Source organism: Providencia sp. wls1916 (assembly GCF_009706585.1).
In the GTDB taxonomy this organism is placed as follows: domain Bacteria; phylum Pseudomonadota; class Gammaproteobacteria; order Enterobacterales; family Enterobacteriaceae; genus Providencia; species Providencia lanzhouensis.
Window position 1 is genome coordinate 62,380 of record NZ_WLUL01000021.1, and the last position, 23,789, is coordinate 86,168.

Annotated in this window: 20 protein-coding genes; 18 read left to right on the forward strand and 2 right to left on the reverse strand. The window is 44.1% G+C overall.

The window, feature by feature from the left end; genetic code table 11:
• The first annotated feature begins 2 nt into the window (after positions 1-2).
• The 4 genes from qseG to glnB are packed head-to-tail and all read left to right on the forward strand — an operon-like array spanning position 3 to position 4,167.
• The gene (gene qseG, locus GKR61_RS15025) at positions 3-815 is read left to right on the forward strand and encodes a two-component system QseEF-associated lipoprotein QseG (protein WP_108478534.1); all 813 of its coding nucleotides are present in this window, start codon (positions 3-5) and stop codon (positions 813-815) included.
• Positions 812-2,152 carry a two-component system response regulator GlrR gene (gene glrR, locus GKR61_RS15030; protein ID WP_036949464.1) on the forward strand — a complete coding sequence of 447 codons (1,341 nt, stop codon included), beginning with the start codon at positions 812-814 and terminating at the stop codon, positions 2,150-2,152. Before qseG ends, glrR begins: the two co-directional genes overlap by 4 nt.
• A gap of 41 nt (positions 2,153-2,193) precedes the next feature.
• Positions 2,194-3,816: an NAD+ synthase gene (locus tag GKR61_RS15035; RefSeq protein ID WP_154600230.1), complete on the forward strand. Its 1,623-nt coding sequence runs from the start codon at positions 2,194-2,196 to the stop codon at positions 3,814-3,816.
• A 12-nt stretch (positions 3,817-3,828) separates the two neighbouring features.
• Positions 3,829-4,167 carry a nitrogen regulatory protein P-II gene (glnB, locus tag GKR61_RS15040; RefSeq protein WP_004921424.1) on the forward strand — a complete coding sequence of 113 codons (339 nt, stop codon included), beginning with the start codon at positions 3,829-3,831 and terminating at the stop codon, positions 4,165-4,167.
• A 184-nt stretch (positions 4,168-4,351) separates the two neighbouring features.
• Here the strand turns inward: glnB and hmpA are convergent, their stop codons facing one another.
• Positions 4,352-5,551, reverse strand: a complete 1,200-nt coding sequence (hmpA, locus tag GKR61_RS15045) for an NO-inducible flavohemoprotein (protein ID WP_036949467.1) — start codon at positions 5,549-5,551, stop codon at positions 4,352-4,354.
• A 350-nt stretch (positions 5,552-5,901) separates the two neighbouring features.
• On the opposite strand from hmpA, the gene glyA reads away from it, so the two are divergent.
• The gene (gene glyA / locus GKR61_RS15050; RefSeq protein WP_036949469.1) at positions 5,902-7,155 is read left to right on the forward strand and encodes a serine hydroxymethyltransferase; all 1,254 of its coding nucleotides are present in this window, start codon (positions 5,902-5,904) and stop codon (positions 7,153-7,155) included.
• A gap of 130 nt (positions 7,156-7,285) precedes the next feature.
• Positions 7,286-8,437, forward strand: a complete 1,152-nt coding sequence (locus GKR61_RS15055) for a 3-phenylpropionate MFS transporter (protein WP_036949471.1) — start codon at positions 7,286-7,288, stop codon at positions 8,435-8,437.
• Between the two features lie 82 nt (positions 8,438-8,519).
• On the opposite strand, the gene suhB is transcribed toward GKR61_RS15055, so the two are convergent.
• Positions 8,520-9,323: an inositol-1-monophosphatase gene (gene suhB, locus GKR61_RS15060; protein ID WP_108478536.1), complete on the reverse strand. Its 804-nt coding sequence runs from the start codon at positions 9,321-9,323 to the stop codon at positions 8,520-8,522.
• A gap of 124 nt (positions 9,324-9,447) precedes the next feature.
• On the opposite strand from suhB, the gene trmJ reads away from it, so the two are divergent.
• From trmJ to GKR61_RS15120, 12 genes are all read left to right on the forward strand, one after another.
• On the forward strand, positions 9,448-10,179 hold the full coding sequence (trmJ, locus tag GKR61_RS15065) for a tRNA (cytosine(32)/uridine(32)-2'-O)-methyltransferase TrmJ (protein WP_036949475.1): 732 nt from the start codon (positions 9,448-9,450) through the stop codon (positions 10,177-10,179).
• A 117-nt stretch (positions 10,180-10,296) separates the two neighbouring features.
• Positions 10,297-10,794: a Fe-S cluster assembly transcriptional regulator IscR gene (gene iscR, locus GKR61_RS15070; RefSeq protein ID WP_036949477.1), complete on the forward strand. Its 498-nt coding sequence runs from the start codon at positions 10,297-10,299 to the stop codon at positions 10,792-10,794.
• A gap of 128 nt (positions 10,795-10,922) precedes the next feature.
• Positions 10,923-12,137, forward strand: a complete 1,215-nt coding sequence (locus tag GKR61_RS15075) for an IscS subfamily cysteine desulfurase (protein ID WP_036949479.1) — start codon at positions 10,923-10,925, stop codon at positions 12,135-12,137.
• 24 nt (positions 12,138-12,161) lie between these two features.
• Positions 12,162-12,548: a Fe-S cluster assembly scaffold IscU gene (gene iscU, locus GKR61_RS15080; RefSeq protein WP_036949481.1), complete on the forward strand. Its 387-nt coding sequence runs from the start codon at positions 12,162-12,164 to the stop codon at positions 12,546-12,548.
• A 204-nt stretch (positions 12,549-12,752) separates the two neighbouring features.
• The gene (gene iscA / locus GKR61_RS15085; protein ID WP_036949483.1) at positions 12,753-13,076 is read left to right on the forward strand and encodes an iron-sulfur cluster assembly protein IscA; all 324 of its coding nucleotides are present in this window, start codon (positions 12,753-12,755) and stop codon (positions 13,074-13,076) included.
• A 112-nt stretch (positions 13,077-13,188) separates the two neighbouring features.
• Positions 13,189-13,710, forward strand: coding sequence for a co-chaperone HscB (hscB, locus tag GKR61_RS15090; RefSeq protein ID WP_036949485.1), 522 nt, complete (start codon positions 13,189-13,191; stop codon positions 13,708-13,710).
• A gap of 12 nt (positions 13,711-13,722) precedes the next feature.
• Positions 13,723-15,573 (forward strand): Fe-S protein assembly chaperone HscA, encoded by a 1,851-nt coding sequence (gene hscA, locus GKR61_RS15095; protein WP_036949486.1) that lies wholly within the window; start codon positions 13,723-13,725, stop codon positions 15,571-15,573.
• Positions 15,574-15,575: 2 nt separating this feature from the next.
• Positions 15,576-15,911 carry an ISC system 2Fe-2S type ferredoxin gene (gene fdx, locus GKR61_RS15100; RefSeq protein WP_036949488.1) on the forward strand — a complete coding sequence of 112 codons (336 nt, stop codon included), beginning with the start codon at positions 15,576-15,578 and terminating at the stop codon, positions 15,909-15,911.
• Between the two features lie 262 nt (positions 15,912-16,173).
• Positions 16,174-16,374: a Fe-S cluster assembly protein IscX gene (iscX, locus tag GKR61_RS15105; protein WP_006661301.1), complete on the forward strand. Its 201-nt coding sequence runs from the start codon at positions 16,174-16,176 to the stop codon at positions 16,372-16,374.
• Between the two features lie 243 nt (positions 16,375-16,617).
• The gene (gene pepB, locus GKR61_RS15110; protein WP_154600229.1) at positions 16,618-17,913 is read left to right on the forward strand and encodes an aminopeptidase PepB; all 1,296 of its coding nucleotides are present in this window, start codon (positions 16,618-16,620) and stop codon (positions 17,911-17,913) included.
• Between the two features lie 113 nt (positions 17,914-18,026).
• Positions 18,027-18,479 carry an enhanced serine sensitivity protein SseB C-terminal domain-containing protein gene (locus tag GKR61_RS15115; RefSeq protein WP_036949492.1) on the forward strand — a complete coding sequence of 151 codons (453 nt, stop codon included), beginning with the start codon at positions 18,027-18,029 and terminating at the stop codon, positions 18,477-18,479.
• A 240-nt stretch (positions 18,480-18,719) separates the two neighbouring features.
• On the forward strand, positions 18,720-23,759 hold the full coding sequence (locus GKR61_RS15120; RefSeq protein ID WP_154639885.1) for an alpha-2-macroglobulin family protein: 5,040 nt from the start codon (positions 18,720-18,722) through the stop codon (positions 23,757-23,759).
• The last annotated feature ends 30 nt before the right edge of the window (positions 23,760-23,789 follow it).

Below are 23,789 nucleotides of genomic sequence, written 5' to 3' on the forward strand. Positions count from 1 at the left end.
TAATGCAAAACAGGTCTACAGATTTCTTGGTGGTATTGTGTAATGCAGTACTGTCGAAGACAAAAACAATCTCAATTCGCCGTGGGGCAGGTATTAAGTCTTCCCGCGTTGGTACTCCTTTGGGAATAATTCTATTCTCGCTCATTTTAACAGGATGTGTGGCGAAGAACGGTCAATCACCATTAGAAACTCTAGCCAAAGTTGTTATCCCAGAAGTGAAAACCACGGATTACCGTTACGCTTCTTGCGAATCAATTTGGGAAAATCAAGAACCTGTCTCACAGGAAAATGCCCTCTATTGGTTACGCATGATGGGCTGTGTGGACAGAATGGATGCTGACAAAGCGCGTGCTGAAGCGAAAAAGATTGAAGTGAATGATTGGTCTACTTCATTTACTAAAAACATTCTATTAGGTTCAGCGGAGCCTACAATCGCTGAACGTCGCCAAATGCTCGATAGCATCAACACCTATAGTTTGAGCTTCCCAACGCCAATTCGCCCATTATTGCAATTGTGGCGCGAACAGCAGGTTCAAGCGATCAACCTTGCAGATGCGAATGCACGTTATAAACGTATGCAGCAAGAGATGGATGCAAAGCTTGACCGCCTAAAAGAAGATAATGCCAAGTTGCGTTTTGAGCTTAATAATACTTCCCGCAAGTTAGAAAACTTAACGGATATTGAGCGACAGCTCTCTTCTCGCAAGAAAAATGCGAATGAAGTTGAAAAAGAAGATGAAGCCGCTGTTGCTGCGCCAACAGAAACGAAGCCAGCTTCAGCCGAACAGAATTCCTCGGAGAATAAAGCACAATGACCGGTCGTAAGTCAGCTAACTTACTTTTGGTGGATGATGACCCTAGCCTGCTAAAACTGCTTGGTATGCGTTTGAGTAGTGAAGGTTTTAAAGTCTCTACAGCGGAAAGTGGACCTGAAGCACTAAAATTACTCCAGAAAGAAAAAGTCGATCTCGTGATTAGTGATTTACGAATGGATGAAATGGATGGCATGGCGCTGTTTGATGAAGTGCAAAAAGCCCATCCTAATCTTCCGGTGATTATTCTCACTGCTCATGGTTCGATTCCTGATGCGGTTGCGGCAACGCAGCGCGGGGTATTTAGTTTCTTAACCAAACCCGTTGATAAAGACGCGCTTTATAAAGCCATTGATGAAGCATTAGCATTATCTTCCACACCGATTAGTGATGAAGAGTGGAGCGCTGGCATTGTCACGCGTAGCCCGCTAATGATCCGTTTGCTTGAACAGGCTCATATGGTGGCACAATCGGATGTGAGCGTGCTGATTAATGGGCAAAGTGGTACGGGTAAAGAAGTATTAGCGCAAGCGATTCATAAAGTGAGCCCACGTGCTCATAAACCGTTTATCGCAATTAACTGTGGCGCATTACCTGAACAATTACTTGAGTCTGAACTGTTTGGGCATGCTAAAGGTGCGTTTACCGGTGCAGTCAGTAGCCGTGAAGGGCTATTTTTTGCTGCCAGCGGTGGAACGCTCTTTTTAGACGAAATTGGTGATATGCCAATGCCGCTGCAAGTCAAATTACTGCGTGTTTTGCAAGAACGTAAGGTTCGCCCGCTAGGTAGCAACCGCGATTTAGATATTGATGTCCGCATTATTTCTGCGACCCACCGTAACCTACCGAAAGCGATGGAAAAAAACGAGTTCCGTGAGGATCTCTATTATCGCTTGAATGTAGTGAACCTGCGGATCCCTGCATTGAATGAACGCGCGGAAGATATTCCATTATTAGCTAATCATTTATTACGTGAAGCTGCGAGCCGCCATAAACCATTTGTTCGTAGTTTTTCGAGTGATGCGATGAAGTGCTTGATGACCGCAAGCTGGCCCGGAAACGTGCGCCAGTTAGTGAACGTGATTGAGCAGTGTGTCGCATTGACGACCTCTCCAGTGATCAGCGAAGCTCTCGTTAGCCAAGCGCTGGAAGGAGAAAATACGGCGCTACCGACTTTTGTTGAGGCGCGTAACCAATTCGAATTAAATTATCTGCGTAAGCTATTGCAGATGACCAAAGGCAACGTGACCCAAGCTGCGCGCATGGCGGGACGCAACCGTACCGAGTTTTATAAATTACTTGGGCGTCACGATTTAGAAGCGAATGATTTTAAAGAATAAAACCTTTATAGCCTAAAGGATTAAGGGAGAACAAACACGTTATGAGCCGTAAGCTTAATATCTCACTGGCACAACTTAACTGGCTGGTTGGCGACATCGAAGGTAACTGCGATCGTATGTTGCAAACTGTTGAAGAACAGGCTGAACATACTGATATCGTCATGTTTTCTGAGTTGGCTCTAACAGGGTACTCCCCTGAAGATTTACTCTTCCGCCACGATTTTGAAGAGCGATGCACCACACAATTAAAACGTTTACAACAAGCTAGCGGCCAATGCGGGATTATCGTGGGTCATCCGTGGTACGAAGAGAATGAAATTTATAACGCATTATCATTTTTCTACCAAGGCAAGCTATTAGCCCGTTACTTTAAGCAAGAACTACCTAATTACGGTGTTTTTGATGAGCCTCGTTATTTCACTGCGGCGGAAAAAACCTGCGTGGTGGAATTCAAAGGTTATCAGCTCGGTTTACTGATTTGCGAAGATATTTGGTATGACGAGCCGATTGATGCGGTGAAAGGGGCGGGGGCTGAATTGGTGCTTACCATCAATGCCTCACCATATGATTTAAATAAAGAACACATTCGCAGTGACTTGCTGGTGGAACATGCTCAGCGTACCGGTTTGCCGATTGTTTATCTTAACCAAGTGGGTGGACAGGACGAGCTCGTGTTTGATGGCGGCTCGAAAGTGCTGGTAAATAAAGGCAAGCAAGTCTACCAAATGGCTGAATTTGCAGAGCAAGTGGCAACAGTTACATTTGAAGATGTAAAACTAGTGACTGAGCAGCCGAAGCAACCTGAAGCGTCTCAAATCGCGCAGGTGTATCAAGCATTAGTTCTAGCAACCCGCGATTACATCAACAAAAATGGCTTTAATGGCGCGATTTTAGGATTATCTGGCGGGATAGATTCAGGATTAACTGTGGCGATTGCGGCGGATGCTATCGGTAAAGATCGCGTTCAAGCGGTCATGATGCCGTTCCGTTACACCTCTGAAATGAGCATTCATGATGCTAAAGAGCAGGCGGAATTACTGGGTGTTGAGTTTGATATCGTTTCCATCGAACCGATGTTTGATGCCTTTATGGCACAATTGCAGCCGATGTTTGAAGGGACTCAACCGGATACCACGGAAGAGAATTTACAAGCCCGTTGTCGCGCCGTGATCTTAATGGCGATGTCCAATAAGCGCCGCCGTTTAGTGCTGACGACTAGCAATAAAAGTGAATCTGCAGTTGGGTATTCAACGTTGTATGGCGATATGGCAGGGGGCTTTGATGTCCTGAAAGATGTGCCAAAAACGCTGGTCTTTGAACTGGCTAAATATCGTAATACAATATCGCCAGCAATTCCGCAGCGCGTGATTGATAGACCACCTTCAGCGGAGCTGGCTCCAGGGCAATTAGACCAAGATAGTTTACCGCCATACGATGTGTTAGATGCCATCTTAGACGGTTATGTAGAAAAAGATTTATCTGTGGCTGACCTTATCAAGCTCGGATTTGATAGAGAAATTGTTCGCAAAGTTGTGCGTCTTGTCGATATTAACGAATATAAACGCCGTCAGGCTCCTGTTGGACCGCGGATCACAATGCGTAATTTCGGTAAAGATCGTCGTTATCCGATTACCTCAGGTTTTGGCCGCAAAAACTGGTCATAACAGGAACTGAAAATGAAAAAAATTGATGCAATTATAAAGCCATTCAAACTTGATGATGTGCGCGAAGCGTTAGCCGAAGTGGGGATCACCGGTATGACGGTGACTGAAGTTAAAGGTTTTGGTCGCCAAAAAGGTCACACTGAACTGTATCGCGGTGCAGAATATATGGTGGATTTTTTACCAAAGGTAAAAATTGAAATCGTTGTGCCGGACGATATTGTAGAAAGCTGTGTAGAAACCATTATGCAAACGGCGCAAACCGGCAAAATCGGTGATGGAAAAATCTTTGTGTATGATGTTGCTCGCGTCATTCGTATTCGTACAGGTGAGCAGGACGAAGAAGCGATTTAATTTTGTTCTAGTTGGCGGTTAGTTTTTGGGCTAGCAAGTTAACTAGAATGAAAAATGCGGTAACGGGATAAATATATCTTACATGGGATGATAATATATTTATATGCGAATCCGTTACCGCAAAAATTAAAAATTTATATAAACTAAATCTTTAAAAACAATTCACTATAATGAATAACTGCGATTAATTTAATGGTAATACTTTATGAGGACCAAAACACTCATAATGAATATTATCGGCAGTGACACCCATTTCAATTAGCTGTTTTCCAACATGCTGCATAAAGCCAACTGGTCCACAGAAATAGAATTGCATATTTGGCTGAAGCACTTTCTCTTTGACTTGCGTTAAATCCAGTAATCCACGGTATTGGTAATCTTTACCCTGTTGATCTTGTGGTGCTGGTTGATTAAACCAGACCGCTGAATGACCTTGGGTATGCTGTGACATCAACTGGCTAACTTCTTGATTAAAAGCGTGTACATCCCCATTTTCAGCGGCGTGCAACCAATTCACAGGTGCTTGATGTTGGTGCATAGTGAGGTGGTTAAGCATGCTGAGCATTGGTGTTAAACCGACGCCAGCAGAGATTAAAGTCACTGGCGTTTTCGGTTCTACATCAAGGTAAAAGTCACCGCAAGGTGGCGCTAAACGAACAATATCACCCTCATTGAGATTTTGATGTAAGAAGCCTGAAACGATGCCTTGCTCTTCACGTTTCACCGCAATACGGTAGGTTTTCCCATTTGGCGCAGTAGTGAGTGAATACTGGCGAATCTCTTGATTTTCAAAACTATTTTCATTCAGATACACAGTAATATATTGCCCTGGACGATAATCCGCCACCGCTTTACCATCTATTGGAGTGAGTTCAAAACTGGTGATAACGGCACTTTGAGGCTGTTTTTTAGTGACTTTAAATTCACGTAAACCTTCCCATCCGCCAGATTTCTCCGCATTTTCATGGTAAATCGCGCTTTCACGGTTAATGAAAATATCCGCCAGTACGCCATAAGCTCTTCCCCATGCGTCCAATACTTCCTGACCCGGGCTCAGTAGCTCATCAATCGCAGCAAGCAGGTTTTCCCCGACAATTGGATAATGTTCTGGTTTGATATTTAAGCTGGCGTGTTTTTGCGCAATTTTCTCCACTGCACCAATTAATGCTTCAGGGGTTTCAATATGGATGGCATAGGCACAAATAGCGTTGAATAGGGCTTCACGCTGATCGCCATTCGTTTGATTTCTCATATTGAAAATATCTTTTAGCTCAGGATGTTGTTTGAACATTCTGTCATAAAAGTGAGCGGTTAATTTAGGGCCAGTTGCTGCGATGGCAGGGATGGTGGATTTAATTGTGGCGATAGTTTGTTGATCAAGCATACAGGTACTCCTGAATTATTTTCATAATATTATAAATTTATAAACATGTATTTTATATGCAACTTATAGTATTTAGCGGGAAATGTAAATAATTAACGCATCAAAAAGTGGGGGAATTCACCGCAAAATTAGAAGTAGCTAGCAAAGTTAGATATTCGTCTCGGTATTATTGAAATGTGCGCTATTATATTTTGTGTTGTTTAAAGGTATCTGAAAGCAAAAAAATTAATGCAATCGTTTGCGTATATTTTTTCTTAGGGGCTATCTCAACGACGAAAAAGAGTTTACACTGTCAGTCATTAAGTTGAATTGATTGTTACCTTATTGAATTGCTGAGGCAGGAGAAGCGAATGTTAAAGCGTGAAATGAATATTGCAGATTACGACCCACAACTGTGGGAAGCAATGGAAAAAGAAGTACAACGTCAAGAAGAACACATTGAATTAATTGCTTCTGAAAACTATACCAGCCCACGAGTTATGCAGGCTCAAGGCTCTCAGCTGACCAATAAGTATGCGGAAGGTTATCCAACTAAACGTTATTATGGTGGTTGTGAATTCGTTGATGTGGTTGAACAATTAGCTATCGACCGCGCAAAAGAGTTATTTGGTGCTGACTACGCAAACGTACAGCCACACTCAGGTTCACAAGCTAACGCTGCGGTCTATATGGCGCTGCTGCAACCAGGTGACACAGTATTAGGTATGAACCTTGCACACGGCGGTCACTTAACTCACGGTTCCCCAGTAAACTTCTCCGGTAAACTGTATAACATCGTTCCTTACGGTATCGATGAAAGCGGTAAAATCGATTACGACGATATCGCGGCTCAAGCGAAAAAACATCAACCTAAAATGATCATCGGCGGCTTCTCCGCATATTCTGGTGTGGTTGATTGGGCTAAAATGCGTGAAATCGCAGACAGCATCGGTGCTTACCTGTTCGTTGATATGGCTCACGTTGCGGGTCTAGTAGCAGCGGGTGTTTATCCTAACCCAGTTCCACATGCTCACGTAGTTACTACAACTACGCATAAAACATTAGCGGGTCCACGTGGTGGTCTGATTTTAGCTAAAGGCGGCGACGAAGACCTGTACAAGCGTTTGAACTCTGCGGTATTCCCAGGTTCGCAAGGTGGTCCTCTGATGCACGTTATCGCAGGTAAAGCGGTAGCACTGAAAGAAGCGATGGAACCTGCGTTCAAAACTTACCAGCAGCAAGTCGCTAAAAATGCGAAAGCAATGGTGGAAGTTTTCCAAAAACGTGGCTTTAAAGTGGTATCTGGCGGTACTGAAAACCACCTGTTCTTGGTTGACTTAGTTGACAAAGATATCACAGGTAAAGACGCTGACGCTGCACTGGGTCGCGCAAATATTACTGTAAACAAAAACAGCGTACCTAATGATCCGAAGAGCCCATTTGTGACTTCTGGTGTACGTATCGGTTCTCCTGCAATTACACGTCGTGGCTTCAATGAAGCAGATGCACGCGAGCTAGCTGGCTGGATGTGTGATATTCTGGATAACCTCAATGACGAAGCGACCATTGAAGCTGTTAAACAGAAAGTATTAGCTATCTGCAAAAAATACCCAGTTTATGCATAATGGCGATATGCCCATAAAGTAAGCTGAATTAGCACGATAAACCCGCTTCTACACTTTGTAAAAGCGGGTTTTTTGTTGTCAGTTGTAAACCCCTTCATAGAGAGGGTGATATGAAAATAAGGGAGGAGTGATGGTTATTCCATCAACGCGTTGGCTAGCGATTGATTATTTTACCTACTTTTTTGCCTACAGTATTTTCTTACCATTTTGGTCAGTGTGGCTACAAGGTGAGGGAATAGATGCAGAAATGATAGGGCTGTTGTTAGGTATCGGGCTTGCGGCGCGTTTTCTCGGTGCTATGTTTATCACCCCCCAAGTCAAAGAGCCTTCCAAGCTGATTAATGCATTACGATTACTGGCGGCGCTTTCCCTTATTTTCTCCATTGGATTTTCGTTCGGCTCCCATTGGGCGTGGCTGATGTTTGTCATGATAGGGTTTAACCTCTTTTTTGCGCCTATGGTGCCATTAGGGGATTCACTGGCAGGAACATGGCAAAAACAGTTTACTTTTGATTATGGCAAAATCCGTGTTTGGGGCTCCATCGCCTTTATTATTGGCTCATCGTCGATGGGCTATTTCGCTGGCGTGTGGGGACATACCTCTATCATGGTAGCGTTGGTGGTAAGCTGCGCCGCTTTATTACTGGGGGCGATGCTAAAACCGGCAATTATGCCCGCAGGTGTGGCAAAAATAGATGGCGCAAATAAGGTCTCCTTCAAACAGCTGATTGCCGATAAAAACGTGCTGTTGTTTTTAATTTGTGTAACGTTATTGCAAGGTGCTCATGCTGCGTATTATGGATTTGCTTCACTGTTCTGGAAAGAAGCGGGTTATTCCGATTTAGTGATCGGTAATTTATGGTCACTGGGTGTGGTGGCAGAAGTGATTGTCTTTATGCTGAGCCATCGATTATTCCGACGTTGGAGCGCACGTAATTTACTCTTATTATCCGCTGTTTGTGGGATTGTCCGCTGGGGAATGATGGGGGCATTTACCGCATTACCAGTTTTAATTATTGTTCAAATCTTACATAGCGGAACCTTCACCGTTTGCCACTTAGCGGCAATGCGCTTTATTAGTGCGCGTAAAGAAAATGAAATCATTCCGCTACAAGGCGCTTATTCTGCATTAGCGACTGGGGGAGGGCTTGCGGTGATCACGATTATGGTCGGTTATATTTATGAACGTATGCCTGAACAACATGGCGTTGTGTTCTATTTGATGGCGCTCTTGGCTGTGCCTGCGCTGTTTATTCGACCAAAAGTGACGGCTCAGTCTTAGGTTGAAGTTGTCGCAACGCAATAATAAAAAGGGCGCTTAGTTTTCACTAGCGCCCTTTTTAGCAAATTTAACGAGGGTTAAATTAACGTTTTAATGCTTCAGATAATTCATCTTTCATTGCAGCCAGAATATCGCGAACAACGCGTGGGCTGCCTGCGACTAAGTTACCCGATGCTAAATAGTTATGACCACCTACGAAGTCAGTCATGATCCCGCCAGCTTCACGCATGATCAGTTCACCGCCTAAGAAATCCCATGGTTTTAAACCGATTTCAAAGTATGCATCTACACGGCCTGCCGCCACGTAACATAAATCCAGAGCTGCTGAACCTGTGCGACGGAAATCTGCACATTGGTCAAACATTTTGCCCATGATGTTCATGTAGATAGAAGCGTGTTGCTTATGTTTGAATGGGAAGCCTGTTGCGACAACTGCGCCTTCAAGGTCGCGCTTCTCAGCCATACGTAAACGGTAGCCGTTCATTTGAGCGCCTTGTCCACGTACTGCAGTAAATAATTCGTTACGCATTGGGTCATAGACAGCAGCAACCTCTGTACGACCTTTTACGCGCACAGCGATAGAAACTGAGAAGTGAGGGAAACGTTTTGTGAAGTTGGTGGTGCCATCCAGTGGATCAATTACCCATTGAATATCATCATCTTTACCTAATAACTCACCACTTTCTTCAGTGATGATAGTGTGGTCTGGGTAAGATTTACGAATAATATCAACGATGATTTGTTCAGCGTCACGGTCAACGTTAGTGACGAAATCGTTAGCACCCTTTTGGGTTACTGTTACGTTCTGAGGATCTTCATAGTTTTTAGCTATGTAATTACCAGCCTTACGTGCAGCACGTATGGCGATGTTAAGCATCGGATGCATGGGTATTTTCCACTGGGATGTTAAAGAACGAAAATCAAGAGACGCAAAGTATATAGATGTTCGTCACAATAAGCAATTTTGTGTTAGACTCTTGCGATTAATTTTTCATGACAACGTATAAACCATGCTAGAAAATATTCGTATCGTTCTTGTTGAAACCTCACACACTGGCAATATGGGCTCAACCGCTCGAGCAATGAAAACTATGGGGCTTTCAAATCTCTATTTAGTTAATCCACTCGTCGAACCTGATTCCCATGCTATTGCGTTATCCGCGGGAGCAAGTGATGTCATTGGTAATGCAAAAATCGTAAAATCTCTCGATGAAGCATTAGAAGGGTGCAAATTAGTCATTGGTACCAGCGCACGTTCTCGTACACTTTCTTGGCCAATGGTCGAGCCTCGTGAATGTGGCGTGAAATCTGTTGAACAGTCAAAAGAGTCACCCGTCGCGATTGTTTTTGGTCGTGAGCGCGTCGGTTTAACCAACGAAGAATTGCAAAAATGTAATTACCATTTGTATATTCCGACCAATCCAGAATATGGTTCGTTGAATTTGGCAATGGCGGTTCAATTAGTTAGCTACGAGATCCGCATGGCGTATTTGGCAATTGCTGAAAAAAATACGCAAACATCGACCGATGATGAGGTAGAATACCCACCGGCTGAAGATTTAGAACGTTTCTATGTTCATCTTGAAAGCGTATTGAATGAATCGGGCTTTATTCGCAAGGCGCATCCAGGGTTAATTATGAATAAACTGCGACGTTTATTTACCCGTGCCCATGTTGAAACCCAAGAGTTGCACATTCTTCGCGGCATTTTGACATCAATGGAAAAATGGGCGAAAAAATGAGGTTAATGCCGTGGTAAAGTGAGCATAATACTTGAGTAAATTAGTCAGGTAAATAGTTGACCAAATTACTCGGGTATGTCACAATTGCTGCATATTTTACCACGGAGTATTTATGTTATGAGACTCACTTCCAAAGGGCGTTACGCAGTAACTGCGATGCTAGATGTCGCGTTACACTCTCAGACAGGTCCAGTACCTTTAGCTGACATTTCTGAACGTCAGGGAATTTCCCTCTCTTATCTTGAGCAACTCTTCTCTCGTTTACGTAAAAACGATTTAGTTTCTAGTGTTCGCGGTCCTGGTGGCGGTTATCTGCTTGGGCGTGATGCTGACCAAATCTTTGTTGCTGAAGTAATTGCTGCGGTTGATGAATCCGTAGATGCAACCCGTTGTCAGGGTAATAAAGAAGGTTGTCAAAATGGCGACCGCTGCTTAACTCACGCATTATGGCGTGACCTAAGTGATAGAATCACCAGTTTTCTCAGCAGCATCAGCCTAGATGAGCTGGTTAAGAATCAAGAAGTTCTGGATGTTGCTGATAGGCAAGATAATGAAAAGCGTAAAACAATGCCGAACGGCATTACGCCAGAATCCATTATCAATGTTCGTGCCTAATATAAAATAGATTATAAATTGCAGTCGATCACCAAATGGTGAAAAAGCCTAACCTATAGCGGCTTGCACCATTGGGATCATTAAAAAATTAAAGGCAAAGTTGTCTTGTCCTTTGGAGTATGTGAGCAATGAAATTACCGATTTATCTAGATTATTCAGCAACTACGCCTGTCGATCCGCGCGTTGCTGAAAAAATGATGCAATGTCTAACAATGGATGGGAATTTTGGTAACCCAGCATCTCGTTCACACCGTTTCGGCTGGCAAGCTGAAGAGGCGGTAGATATTGCTCGTAATCAAATCGCTGAATTAGTGAATGCTGATCCTCGTGAAATCGTCTTCACATCAGGTGCAACAGAATCTGATAACTTAGCTATCAAAGGCGCTGCCCAGTTCTATCAGAAAAAAGGCAAGCACGTCATTACTTGTAAGACAGAACATAAAGCAGTTCTGGATACATGCCGTCAATTAGAGCGTGAAGGTTTTGAAGTGACTTACTTAGCACCTCAAAGCAACGGTTTAATTGACCTGAAAGAGTTAGAAGCGGCAATGCGCGAAGACACCATTTTAGTGTCAATCATGCACGTGAATAACGAAATCGGTATTGTTCAGGACATCGCTACAATCGGCGAATTATGCCGTAGCCGTGGTATCGTATTCCACGTTGATGCCACTCAAAGTGTTGGTAAATTACCTATCGACCTGTCAACGTTAAAAGTTGACCTGATGTCATTCTCTGCACACAAACTGTACGGACCAATGGGTATTGGCGCACTGTATGTTCGTCGTAAACCACGCATTCGTTTGGAAGCACAGCAGCACGGTGGTGGTCATGAACGTGGTATGCGTTCAGGGACTTTACCTGTTCACCAAATCGTGGGCATGGGCGAAGCTTACCGTATCGCTAAAGAAGAAATGGCTCAAGAATCTGAACGTCTGCGTGGTTTACGCTTACGTTTATGGAACGGTATTAAAGATATCGAAGAAGTTTACCTGAACGGTGACTTAGAAAATGGTGCGCCGCACATTCTGAACGTCAGCTTCAACTATGTTGAAGGTGAGTCATTAATGATGTCGCTGAAAGATTTAGCAGTTTCCTCTGGTTCAGCATGTACTTCTGCAAGCTTAGAACCTTCATACGTGCTGCGTGCTTTAGGTATGAATGACGAACTGGCTCATAGCTCAATTCGCTTCTCTTTCGGTCGCTTTACGACTGAAGAAGAAATTGACTATGCAATTAAACAAATTCATGGTGCGATCGGTCACTTACGTGAGCTGTCTCCTTTATGGGATATGTTTAAAGCAGGCGTAGATCTCAACAGCATCGAATGGTCTCACCATTAATCAGACAGTTTCAGGAGTTTAAAAATGGCTTACAGCGAAAAAGTTATCGATCATTATGAAAATCCACGTAACGTCGGTTCATTTGATAACAATGATCCAAGCGTGGGTAGCGGTATGGTAGGTGCACCTGCTTGTGGTGACGTTATGAAGTTACAAATCAAAGTAAATGATGACGGTATCATCGAAGATGCACGCTTTAAAACCTATGGTTGCGGCTCTGCAATTGCATCAAGTTCACTGGTAACTGAGTGGATGAAAGGCAAAAGCTTAGACGAAGCTGAGTCAATCAAAAATACAGCGATCGCAGAAGAGTTAGAATTACCGCCAGTGAAAATTCACTGCTCAATTCTGGCTGAAGATGCAATTAAAGCTGCTATTGCTGATTACAAAAGCAAACGCCAAGGCAAATAATAGATAAATATCAGTTAGTAAGGGCTGTACCTTAGAGCATATAAACAACAAAAATAGACAGCCCACGACTGATAGTTAAACTCAAATTAATTAAAGATGTATTTATTATGCAACTTTAAATATAATGAGTTGTACCGATGATTTGAAGGCGGATGCTAATAATTTCTAGCATCTGCCTTGTTTGTTTCTAAAGTGAGGTTTGCAATGTCGATTTCTCTTACTGAAAGTGCAGCGCAACGAATTCAATCTTTTTTGAATAATCGTGGTAAAGGCGAAGGCTTGCGTTTGGGTGTAAGAACTTCAGGTTGCTCGGGAATGGCATACGTGCTTGAATTCGCTGATGTAATTAATGAAGAAGACACCGTTTTTGAAGACAAAGGTGTTAAAGTCATCGTCGATGGCAAAAGCATGGTTTATTTAGACGGCACTGAGCTGGATTTCGTAAAAGAAGGCTTAAACGAAGGGTTTAAATTTAATAACCCTAACGTTAACAGTGAATGCGGATGCGGTGAAAGTTTTCACGTATAATGTCTTCAAATGAGCATGACTTTGACCAATGTAACTAACGTGGCGTTAATGACCACATGATCTTTAGCTAAGCTTAGCTACATTGGTACCCGGTTCGAGAAACTGAGCACTTATGGATTACTTTACTCTTTTTGGGCTAACCCCTAATTACGCGATTGATAGTGAGCAACTCACACATCGCTTTCAAGAATTACAGCGACAATATCATCCCGATCGCTTTGCAACCTGTTCAGAACAGGAAAAAATGCAAGCACTACAACATGCTGCAACTATCAATGCGGCATATCAATCCCTTCGTCATCCGCTGAAACGTGCGGAATATATGCTGTTACTACATGGTTTTGATATAAATAACGAACAACATACCATGCATGACACCGCATTTCTGATGGAGCAACTCGAATTACGCGAAGAGTTAGATAACATCGAAAATAGCCCACAAGCCCTTGAACGGGTGTCTGCCTTTATGAAAAATGTCAAACAAATGCAGCAGACGCGCAGCGCTTTGATGGTTTCAGAACTCGATGCGATGCAGTGGGAAAAAGCCGCTGATACCGTCCGAAAATTGCGTTTTCTCGATAAGTTACAGCAACAAGCTGAGCAACTCGAAGAACGGTTACTAGACGACTTTTAAGAGAAAACGATTATGTCTTTATTGCAAATTAGCGAACCAGGAATGACCGCCGCGCCACACCAACGCAAGTTGGCGGCAGGGATCGATCTTGGTACAACACACTCTCTGATTGCCACTGTTCGTAGTGGTGAAGCTGCTGCATTGCCCGATGAAAAAGGGCGCTATTTGCTTCCTTCTGTAGTCAATTATCAAGCAGATAACCGCATTGTGGGTTGGGAAGCGAAACAATTATCCGAACAAGATCCTGTCAACACCGTGATTTCGGTGAAACGCATGATGGGGCGTTCATTAGCGGATATTCAAAAACGTTACCCTGATTTACCTTATCAGCTAACTGCTAGCGAAAATGGTTTACCATTTATTCAAACGGCAGCAGGGCAAGTGGATCCTATTCAAGTTTCTGCTGACATTTTAAAAACGTTGGCAAAACGCGCAGAGCAAACTCTTGGCGGTGAAATGGATGGCGTGGTGATCACGGTTCCTGCTTACTTCGACGATGCCCAGCGTCAAGGCACCAAAGATGCAGCTCGTTTGGCGGGCTTGCATGTTTTGCGTTTACTGAATGAACCTACTGCCGCCGCGATTGCTTATGGCTTAGATTCCGGTCAAGAAGGGGTTATCGCCGTTTATGATTTAGGTGGCGGCACATTTGACGTGTCGATTTTACGCCTGAGCCGCGGTGTCTTTGAAGTGTTGGCAACAGGTGGTGACACGGCGTTGGGTGGCGATGATTTTGACCACGTATTAGCGCAGTGGATTGCACAGCAAGCGGGGCTTTCCATTCAGGGTGATCACCATTTAACGCGCCAATTATTGAACATTGCCACCGAAACAAAAATCGCATTAAGTGACGCTGATTCCGCGACAATCACTTTGCCAAATTGGCAGGGTACAGTGAGCCGTGAAACGTTTGAATCGCTGATTGAAACCCATATTAAACGCACATTAATGGCATGTCGCCGTGCCTTAAAAGATGCTGGCGTAGAACATGACGATGTCTTAAATGTGGTGATGGTCGGTGGTTCGACTCGCGTACCATTAGTTCGTGAAAAAGTGGGTGAGTTTTTTGGTCGTACACCATTAACCTCCATCGACCCAGATAAAGTCGTGGCTATCGGCGCTGCAATTCAAGCAGATATTTTAGTGGGTAATAAGCCAGACAGCGACATGCTGCTATTGGATGTTATCCCGCTATCATTAGGTTTGGAAACCATGGGCGGTTTGGTGGAAAAAGTGATCCCACGAAATACCACCATCCCTGTCGCTCGTGCGCAAGAGTTCACAACATTTAAAGATGGACAAACCGCCATGAGCGTTCACGTTGTACAAGGTGAGCGTGAAATGGTTTCGGATTGCCGTTCATTAGCGCGCTTTACGCTGCGTGACATTCCGCCAATGGCGGCAGGTGGCGCACATATTCGTGTCACATTCCAAGTGGATGCAGATGGTTTACTCAGTGTGAGTGCCATGGAAAAATCCACGGGTGTTGCCGCATCGATTCAAGTTAAGCCATCCTACGGTTTAACTGACACCGAAATTTCAACCATGATTAAAGATTCAATGACTAACGCGCAAGATGATTTAAATGCGCGCCGCCTAGCGGAGCAAAAAGTTGAAGCGGCAAGAGTGCTTGAAAGTTTAACGAGCGCATTAGAGCAAGATGCACATTTACTGACTCCAACCGAAGAGTCAGAAATTGATAATGCGGTCAATGAGTTAATCCAAGCAGTAGAAGGTACAGACCCTACTGTTATTGAAAATGCAATTAAACAACTGGATAAGAAATCCCAAGAATTTGCCGCTCGCCGAATGGATGCATCTATTCGTCAGGCGCTGTCAGGCCATTCTGTGGATGAGATATAATTATGCCTAAAATCGTTTTTTTACCTCATAGTACGTTATGTCCGGAAGGTGCTGTAGTCGAAGCACAAGAGGGCGAATCTATTTTAGACGTAGCACTGCGCAATGGAATTGAAATCGACCATGCCTGCGAAAAATCCTGTGCATGTACAACCTGTCACTGCATCGTTCGTGAAGGCTTTGACTCTCTCGAAGAAAGCAGCGAACTCGAAGATGACATGCTAGACAAAGCCTGGGGCTTAGAGCCAGAAAGCCGTTTAAGCTGTCAAGCACGTGTTGCGGATGAAGACCTCGTTGTGGATATTCCGAAGTATACGATTAACCACGCTCGCGAGCACTGATGCTCGTCATATTTCGCACTGTAGCGTTGTTAGCTGCATTCGTTAACCCTAGTCACATACTTGTGTATGTTTCTAGGGATTATCTGCTTTACCGCCTAGGCTCGTCATAGTTCGCACTGTAGCGTTGTTGGCTACATTCGTTAACCCTAGTCACATACTTGTGTATGCTCCTAGGGATTAACTATTTTGCCGCCTAGCTACAGCGCGAACTATTTAGAGCGGTATAATCCCAAAAACTGACTTTGTATAATTTGGAAAGAATATGAGCCTAAAATGGACAAACAGTCGTGAAATCGGTGAAGCGCTCTATGATGCTTACCCGGATACAGACCCAAAAACCGTGCGTTTCACGGATATGCATCAATGGATCTGCGACTTAGAAGATTTTGAGGATGACCCGCAAAAATCTAACGAAAAAATCCTCGAAGCTATTCTATTAGTCTGGCTGGACGAGTACGAATAAGTTTCGTGGATAAAAAACCGGATAGCGCTGAATAGGTTGCATCCGGTTTTTTTTCGTCTGTAACAGACTGCATAAGAAATTAAAATGATTCAAAAGAACCTATTAGTCTGATAGAAACTAAACTCAATAACGTTGCCATTTTTAGGGTATAGTTGGCGAATTAGCAAAGATTGATAGCAGAAAGTGATAAGCTAAATTCAAGATCCCGCAATAATCAACTTAGTGGATAAAGTGAGAAGAATAATGACCAAACAAATTATGCAAGTCATGATTACATGCGAAGCTGCGGCACCATGCTGGGGTGAAGGCGCTCTATTAAGTTCAAACGATAAAGGCATGACTATCCACCTTAAGCATCCGGGTAAGCTGTGTGCTGTACAAAGTGCTGGTCGTAAGTTAGATAGCCAAGGCATTCGCAATGTTTCATTAACGGGCGAAGGTTGGGACTTAGAAAAAAGTTGGGCATTTTGGCAAGGTTTCCGCGCACCAAAAGGGGCGAGAACTATCGAATGGCCAGCATTGCAAGAAGCGGATCGCAAAGAATTAGAACAGCGCATCAATACCATTGATTGGGTTCGCGATATTATCAATGCGCCAGCAGAAGAATTAGGTCCAGAGCAACTGGCTCAACGTTCAATCGATTTACTGTGCAAAGTAGGCGCTCAAGATATCAGCTACCGCATTGTCAAAGGCGATGACCTATTAGAGCAAGGTTATGCAGGTATTCATACTGTGGGTCGTGGGTCTAGCCGTCCTCCAGTATTGCTGGCATTGGATTACAACCCAGGTAAAGATGAGAAAGCGCCTGTATTCGCCTGTTTAGTCGGTAAAGGCATTACCTTCGATTCAGGGGGTTATAGCATTAAGCCATCTGCTTCAATGAACTCAATGAAAGCAGATATGGGCGGCGCAGCAACATTAGTGGGTTCTTTAGCGCTGGCGATCACGCGTGGTTTAAACAAACGCGTAAAATTATTCCTGTGTATCGCAGACAACATGGTTAGCGGCAATGCCTTTAAATTAGGGGATATTATCCGTTATCGTAATGGCAAATCTGTTGAAATCATGAACACAGATGCTGAAGGGCGTTTAGTCTTAGCGGATGGTTTAATTGATGCAAGCAAAGAGAAACCAACGTTATTAATCGATGCGGCAACCTTAACTGGGGCTGCGAAAACAGCTGTGGGTAATGACTACCACTCGGTACTGAGCTTTGATGACAAATTAGTGGCAGAATTAATGTCAGCATCAGATGAAGAGTTCGAGTTATTCTGGCGCTTACCATTAGCTGAATTCCATCGTCAACAACTGCCTTCTGGTTTTGCTGACCTGAACAATATTGCAGCGCCTTCGCATACTGCGGGTGCAAGCACTGCGGCAGCCTTCTTGTCTCACTTTGTTGAAAATTATCGTCAAAACTGGGTACATATCGATTGTTCAGCAACTTACCGTAAATCGCCAGTGAGCTTATGGGCTGAAGGGGCAACCGGTATTGGTGTGAGAACATTAGCTAACTTACTTCTCAAAAAATCAAAATAATTCGCGTTATAATGAAATCGCAGTGGTGCAGTCAATGCAGCCTGCGATTTTTTCTTTAACATGAATGGTTTTTGAATTTAGACGATATTATTTTTGGTTGTAGAGGATATTGAATGACGCAACAATCCCAAAACCTAACAACAGACTCGCAATCCGATGTTCAGTTTACTGAACTCACGGTGCCAGAAGGCTCTTCATTAAAATTAAGCGTTCTCGAACAAGAACCTGAAGAATTGACAGCGGCGCTCAGTGAATTTTTTAAACAACATAAAGTCGTACGACGCGCGTTTATTGTTTCGGTCCAAGAAGCAGAAGATGAACAATTTGATGATATTTTGATGATAGCGTTGGAATTTGTTCCAGGCGCAGAAAATATCGATGAAATTATTCAAGAAGCTGGCGCAACCGCATGCGAATATATTGATGAGGATGAATCCATTGATTTTTGCATCGTTAACGAAGACGAAAAAGGGTTAAGCCACTTTATTACCCAGCACGTTGCGCCATTTTATCAACGCCGCTTAGGCAGCTTTTTGCGCGACAGTATTCCCATCAAAAATACCTAATTCTCTCCTTACTCAAAATAAAGACCGGACTTCTCCGCGTCTTTATTTTTTCATGCTGTTTTTTCCGTTTTGTCTGATAGGTGTTGGTGTTACATTCTGTTAAATTATGTATTCAATTAATGCGCATACTTATTATTGCGGATTACACACTAAGCTCAATCATCGCAACGTATTTAAGTTCAAGGATTTTCTTGGGCTTCATGAGCATAATAAATTAACTTAATAAGGGATGGGGCGGTAATGAAACAACAATCAAGTTGGACTTCATTGGCGGGTCTAAAAACGAAAAAGCGTTATGTAGCATTAGCCTTAGCGTCCGTTATGGCATTAGCGGGCTGCGATAATACTGACGATACCACGAAAAAAGAGGGTAATGTCTCAACCTCAGCGGCAGAAACGAGTACCAAAACGGCGCCCGTTGCAGAACAAAAACAGGCTGCGCCTAAGCTTTCCAATGACGAGTTAGCGAAGAAATATGCCGGGAAAGATCTGGAAATTTTGGATGCCTCGGAATTGCAGCTAGATGGTGCAAGCGCCATGGTCGTGACATTCTCGGTGCCTTTACAACCAAATCAAAACTTTGGTCAATATTTGAATCTGGTGGATGTGAAATCAGGCAAGCTGGATGGAGATTGGGAGTTATCTGATAACCAGATGGAATTACGTTTCCGCCATTTACCGCCATCGAAAGAATTAAACCTTTCGGTTAATCCGGGAGTGAAAGCGGTCAACGAACGTACCATCAACAACAGCTTTGAGAAGAAATTCCAAACGGCGCAAATTATTCCAACCGTTGGGTTCGCAAGTAAAGGCTCTTTACTGCCAAGCAAAGTTGCCCAAGGCTTGCCTGTCATCGCGCTGAACGTGGATAAAATCGACGTAAATTTCTTCCGTGTCGATGAAAAACAATTACCGCAATTCCTCGCGATGTGGCAATACCGCAGTAACTATGAATATTGGTATTCCGATGAATTCCTCGACAAAGTCGAATTAGCCTATACCGGGCGTTTCGATTTAAACCCAGATAAAAACACCCGCCAATCCATTCTGTTGCCATTAAAAGATATCAAAGAGTTGCAACAAGATGGCGTTTATTTAGCGATCATGCAAAAAGCGGGTAGCTACAGTTATCAATTCCCTGCGACAGTCTTTACGCTTAGTGATATCGGCGTGTCATTACATAGCTACCATGATCGTGTGGATATTTTCACCCAATCATTAGCCAAAGGTTCGGCGATTAAAGGCGTCGAGCTGCGGATTTTGGATGAAAAAGGTCAATTAGTGACCAAAGGCACGACTGATGGTGACGGTCATGCTCAGTTAGACAAACTGGCTGGCGGCAAATTATTACTGGCAACCCACGAAGGGCAAACCAGTATGATTGACTTGACTCAACCCGCATTAGACCTGTCTGAGTTTGATATTTCAGGTCCTTCAGGCTATGCAAAACAGTTCTTTGTGTTCGGTCCTCGTGATTTATATCGTCCGGGCGAATTACTGCTAGTGAATGGTTTACTGCGTGATGGTGATGGTCAGCCAGTGAAATCTCAGCCAGTCAAAGTGGATGTCTTAAAGACGGATGGTCAGGTCTACAAGAGCTTTGTATGGCAAGGGGACGAAAAACAAGATGGTTTGTATCAGTATCAGCTAGAGATCCCGAAAAATGCTGAAACGGGTGGTTGGTCGCTGCGTTTTGATTTAGGTGATGGTTCACCACTGCGTTATTACAAATTCAATGTTGAAGATTTTATGCCAGAGCGTATGGCGCTGGATATTACAGGTAGTGAAAAGCCAGTATTAAGTTCGCAGCCCGTTGACTTTGACATTAAAGGTCGTTACCTCTACGGCGCCCCAGCAGCGGATAATCAGTTGCAAGGTCAAGTGTTGCTGAAAGCTAATCGTGAAGCGGTTGCGAAATTGCCAGGCTTTGAATTCGGTGCGACGAATGAAGAAGGCTTACCGCGTAAGCTGGATGAGTTTGACTTAACCTTAGATGGTAGCGGTGAAACAGTGATCTCCTTACCGCAAAGCAACTGGGAATCAACGCGCTCTCCAATTACAGCAGTTCTGCAAGCTAGCTTATTAGAAGCAGGCGGTCGTCCTGTGACTCGCCGTGCTGAGCAAGCGATTTGGCCAGCGAAAAAATTAGTGGGTATTCGTCCTCTCTTTGAGAAAAAAGAGATCTACGATTACCGTACAGACCGCTACGCGAAGCGTTATAACGTCGATGAAAATTCATTAGCTGAGTTTGAAATTGTCATGTCAGATATGGCAGGGCACAAACTGGCAGCGGAAAACCTGACTGCGCGTTTAGTGTATGAGCGTCGCGATTACTACTGGAGCTGGTCAGAAAGCGGTGGTTGGGTTTCTAACTACGATCAGAAAGATCTCGTGGTGGCGAATGAAAATATTTCTATCGCCAAAGATGGCACCGCGAAGATCTCATTCCCAGTGGATTGGGGCTCATTCCGTTTAGAAATTACCAACCCTGAAAATGAGTTAGTCAGCAGCATTCAATTCTGGGCAGGCTTCTCTTGGCAAGATAATACCGGAGGCAGCGGTTCTGTTCGCCCTGACCAAGTGAAATTAAGCTTGAACAAGCCAGCATACTTACCGGGTGAAAAAGCCAAAGTCCGTATCGAAGCGCCAAAAGCAGGTAAAGGTTACATTCTGCTTGAATCGAGCAGCGCGCCATTATGGTGGCAGGAAATTGATGTTCCAGCGGGCGGGTTAGATGTGGAAGTGCCGGTGAATAAAGAGTGGGCGCGCCATGATTTATATATCTCTGCGGTGGTTGTTCGCCCAGGAGATGACTCCAAAGAGGCGACCGTTAAACGCGCTGTTGGGGTATTGCATCTGCCGCTAGCTGATGAAAATCGTAAGATTTCACTGGCGCTGAACGCACCGACAAAAATGCGTCCAAATGAAGATCTGAAAGTGAAGATCAAAGCTACTGCTCAAGATGGCAAGCCACTGCCTGAAAAAGTGAACGTGTTGCTGTCTGCGGTGGATACGGGCGTCCTGAATATCACCGATTTCAAAACACCAGACCCATACGATGCTTTCTTTGGGCGTAAACGCTACAGCGTTGACCAATATGATGTGTATGGCCACTTAATTGAAGGTCAAGGTAAGTTAGCCAACCTGCGCTTTGGTGGTGATGGTGAAGATGCAGCGCTGGAGCGTGGTGGCATGAAGCCTCTGACAGAGATACAAATCATTGCGGAACAAGCGCAACCTGTCATCTTAGACAAAAATGGCGAAGGCGAAATTACGCTGGCAATTCCTGATTTTAATGGAGAATTGCGTTTAATGGCACAAGCATGGAACCAAAAAGATTTTGGTCATGCAGACAGTAAGGTCGTTGTTGCGGCACCATTAGTGACGCAAATGTCGATGCCTCGATTTATGGCGGGTGGCGATAAATCTTACTTCGCGTTAGATCTTACCAATATGACCGACAACACGCAGAATGTGACCGTCACATTTAAAGCGTCGGGCATGGTGAAATTAGACGGTGCACCAACTCGTGATATTGAACTGACCAAAGGCAAACGTACCACAGTGACATTGCCAGTCAGTGCTGATTATGGCTTTGGTGAAGGCGAAGTCTCCATGACTATCAACGGCGTAAAAGTCGAAGGGGAAGCGGAGAAAGAGTACAAAAACAGTTGGAAAGTTGGCGTGCGTCCAGCACAACCAGCCGAAACCGTGGCATTTGCTACCGCGATCGAACCGGGTGAAATTTGGTCATTACCAACCAACGATTTTGCTTATTTACAGCAAGATACGCTGGAAGGGCAAGTGCTGTTAACGAGCCGTCCGCCGCTGCAAATTGCACGCTATATTCGTGAGCTGTTTGCGTATCCATACGGCTGTTTAGAACAAACAGTGAGCGGGCTGTATCCGTCACTGTTCTCGACACAAGCTGAATTGCAAAAACTGGGTATTAATTCACAAACTGACGCAGATCGCCATAAAGCGATTGAGTTAGGCATCCCGCACTTACTGAGCATGCAGCGTGATGACGGTAGCTTCTCTCTATGGGATAAAATGGGGCGTGAAGAGTATTGGTTAACTGCGTATGCGACGGATTTCTTAAACAAAGCGAACCAACGTGGTTTCTCCGTACCGCAAAGTGCATTGAATAACGCTAACGCACGCCTGTTAAGTTACCTGCAAGATGGTAGTCAAGTGAGTTATCCGTACACGGATCAGCCAGACGCATCCCGTTTTGCGATCCAAGCCTATGCGGGCTTAGTGCTAGCAACTCAGCAAAAAGCACCATTAGGGGCACTGCGTCAAATCTATGGTCAAGCTAACAATGCGACCAGCGGTTTAGCGTTAGTTCAACTGGGTGTTGCATTAAACCTGATGGGTGATAAAGCGCGTGGTGAAAGTGCCATTATTGATGGTATGAAGAAACAAAGTGCACGTTACAGCAGTATTGGTGATTACGGCTCAGCTATCCGTGATGATGCGATGATCGTGGCATTACTGAATGAATATAACTTAATGCCAAAATCTCGTGACCAAAAATTGCAAACGCTGTCTAACAATCTGACTTCGCAGAAGTATTTCTCGACTCAAGAGAGCAATGCCCTGTACTTAGCGGGTCGTTTCTATGCCAATGAGACAGAAACACCATGGAAAGCGCTAGTGAATGGTCAAGAGCCTCCATTGGTTTCAGATAAACCAGTGAGTGAGTTCTTAACTAAACAACAGCTAGTGAATGGTTATAGTGTTGAAAACAGCGGTACCAGCACACTGTATACTCGTTTGAATGTTGTCGGCTATCCGATGCGTTCACCGAAGCCATATTCAAATGTGCTGGATATCAAACGCAGTTACTACGATATGAAAGGCAACCGTATTTCAATCGATAGATTAAGAAGCGGCGAAATGGTAGTGGTGAAGTTGGAAGTGAATGCCAACCAAACTGTCCCTGATGCATTGGTGGTGGATTTATTACCTGCGGGCTTAGAGTTGGAAAACCAAAACTTAGCCAATAGCAGCGCTAACCTCAGTGAATCAGCGCCAAATCTGCAAGAGATGATTGATGATATGCAGCAATCGCAAATTCGTCACATGGAATACCGTGATGACCGTTTTGTGGCGGCAGTGGAAGTTCAGCAATATCGTCCAACCACACTGGTTTACTTAGCTCGCGCGGTTACGCCGGGTGTGTATAACAAACCAGTGCCACAGGTGGAATCCATGTATGTGCCAGAATGGCGTGCAATGGGTTACTCCGATGGTCAGTTGGAAGTGGTTCGTTAATTAATATTAAATTAGAGAATCATTGAATTA

Coding starts and splice junctions, on each gene's coding strand:
- glnB (WP_004921424.1), top strand. CDS start 3,829: ATGAAAAAAATTGATGCAATTATAAAGCCATTCAAACTTGATGATGTG.
- pepB (WP_154600229.1), top strand. CDS start 16,618: ATGACCAAACAAATTATGCAAGTCATGATTACATGCGAAGCTGCGGCA.
- iscR (WP_036949477.1), top strand. CDS start 10,297: ATGAGACTCACTTCCAAAGGGCGTTACGCAGTAACTGCGATGCTAGAT.
- qseG (WP_108478534.1), top strand. CDS start 3: ATGCAAAACAGGTCTACAGATTTCTTGGTGGTATTGTGTAATGCAGTA.
- iscX (WP_006661301.1), top strand. CDS start 16,174: ATGAGCCTAAAATGGACAAACAGTCGTGAAATCGGTGAAGCGCTCTAT.
- GKR61_RS15075 (WP_036949479.1), top strand. CDS start 10,923: ATGAAATTACCGATTTATCTAGATTATTCAGCAACTACGCCTGTCGAT.
- GKR61_RS15035 (WP_154600230.1), top strand. CDS start 2,194: ATGAGCCGTAAGCTTAATATCTCACTGGCACAACTTAACTGGCTGGTT.
- trmJ (WP_036949475.1), top strand. CDS start 9,448: ATGCTAGAAAATATTCGTATCGTTCTTGTTGAAACCTCACACACTGGC.
- GKR61_RS15120 (WP_154639885.1), top strand. CDS start 18,720: ATGAAACAACAATCAAGTTGGACTTCATTGGCGGGTCTAAAAACGAAA.
- GKR61_RS15115 (WP_036949492.1), top strand. CDS start 18,027: ATGACGCAACAATCCCAAAACCTAACAACAGACTCGCAATCCGATGTT.
- iscA (WP_036949483.1), top strand. CDS start 12,753: ATGTCGATTTCTCTTACTGAAAGTGCAGCGCAACGAATTCAATCTTTT.
- glrR (WP_036949464.1), top strand. CDS start 812: ATGACCGGTCGTAAGTCAGCTAACTTACTTTTGGTGGATGATGACCCT.
- fdx (WP_036949488.1), top strand. CDS start 15,576: ATGCCTAAAATCGTTTTTTTACCTCATAGTACGTTATGTCCGGAAGGT.
- hscA (WP_036949486.1), top strand. CDS start 13,723: ATGTCTTTATTGCAAATTAGCGAACCAGGAATGACCGCCGCGCCACAC.
- hmpA (WP_036949467.1), bottom strand. CDS start 5,551: ATGCTTGATCAACAAACTATCGCCACAATTAAATCCACCATCCCTGCC.
- suhB (WP_108478536.1), bottom strand. CDS start 9,323: ATGCATCCGATGCTTAACATCGCCATACGTGCTGCACGTAAGGCTGGT.
- GKR61_RS15055 (WP_036949471.1), top strand. CDS start 7,286: ATGGTTATTCCATCAACGCGTTGGCTAGCGATTGATTATTTTACCTAC.
- glyA (WP_036949469.1), top strand. CDS start 5,902: ATGTTAAAGCGTGAAATGAATATTGCAGATTACGACCCACAACTGTGG.
- iscU (WP_036949481.1), top strand. CDS start 12,162: ATGGCTTACAGCGAAAAAGTTATCGATCATTATGAAAATCCACGTAAC.
- hscB (WP_036949485.1), top strand. CDS start 13,189: ATGGATTACTTTACTCTTTTTGGGCTAACCCCTAATTACGCGATTGAT.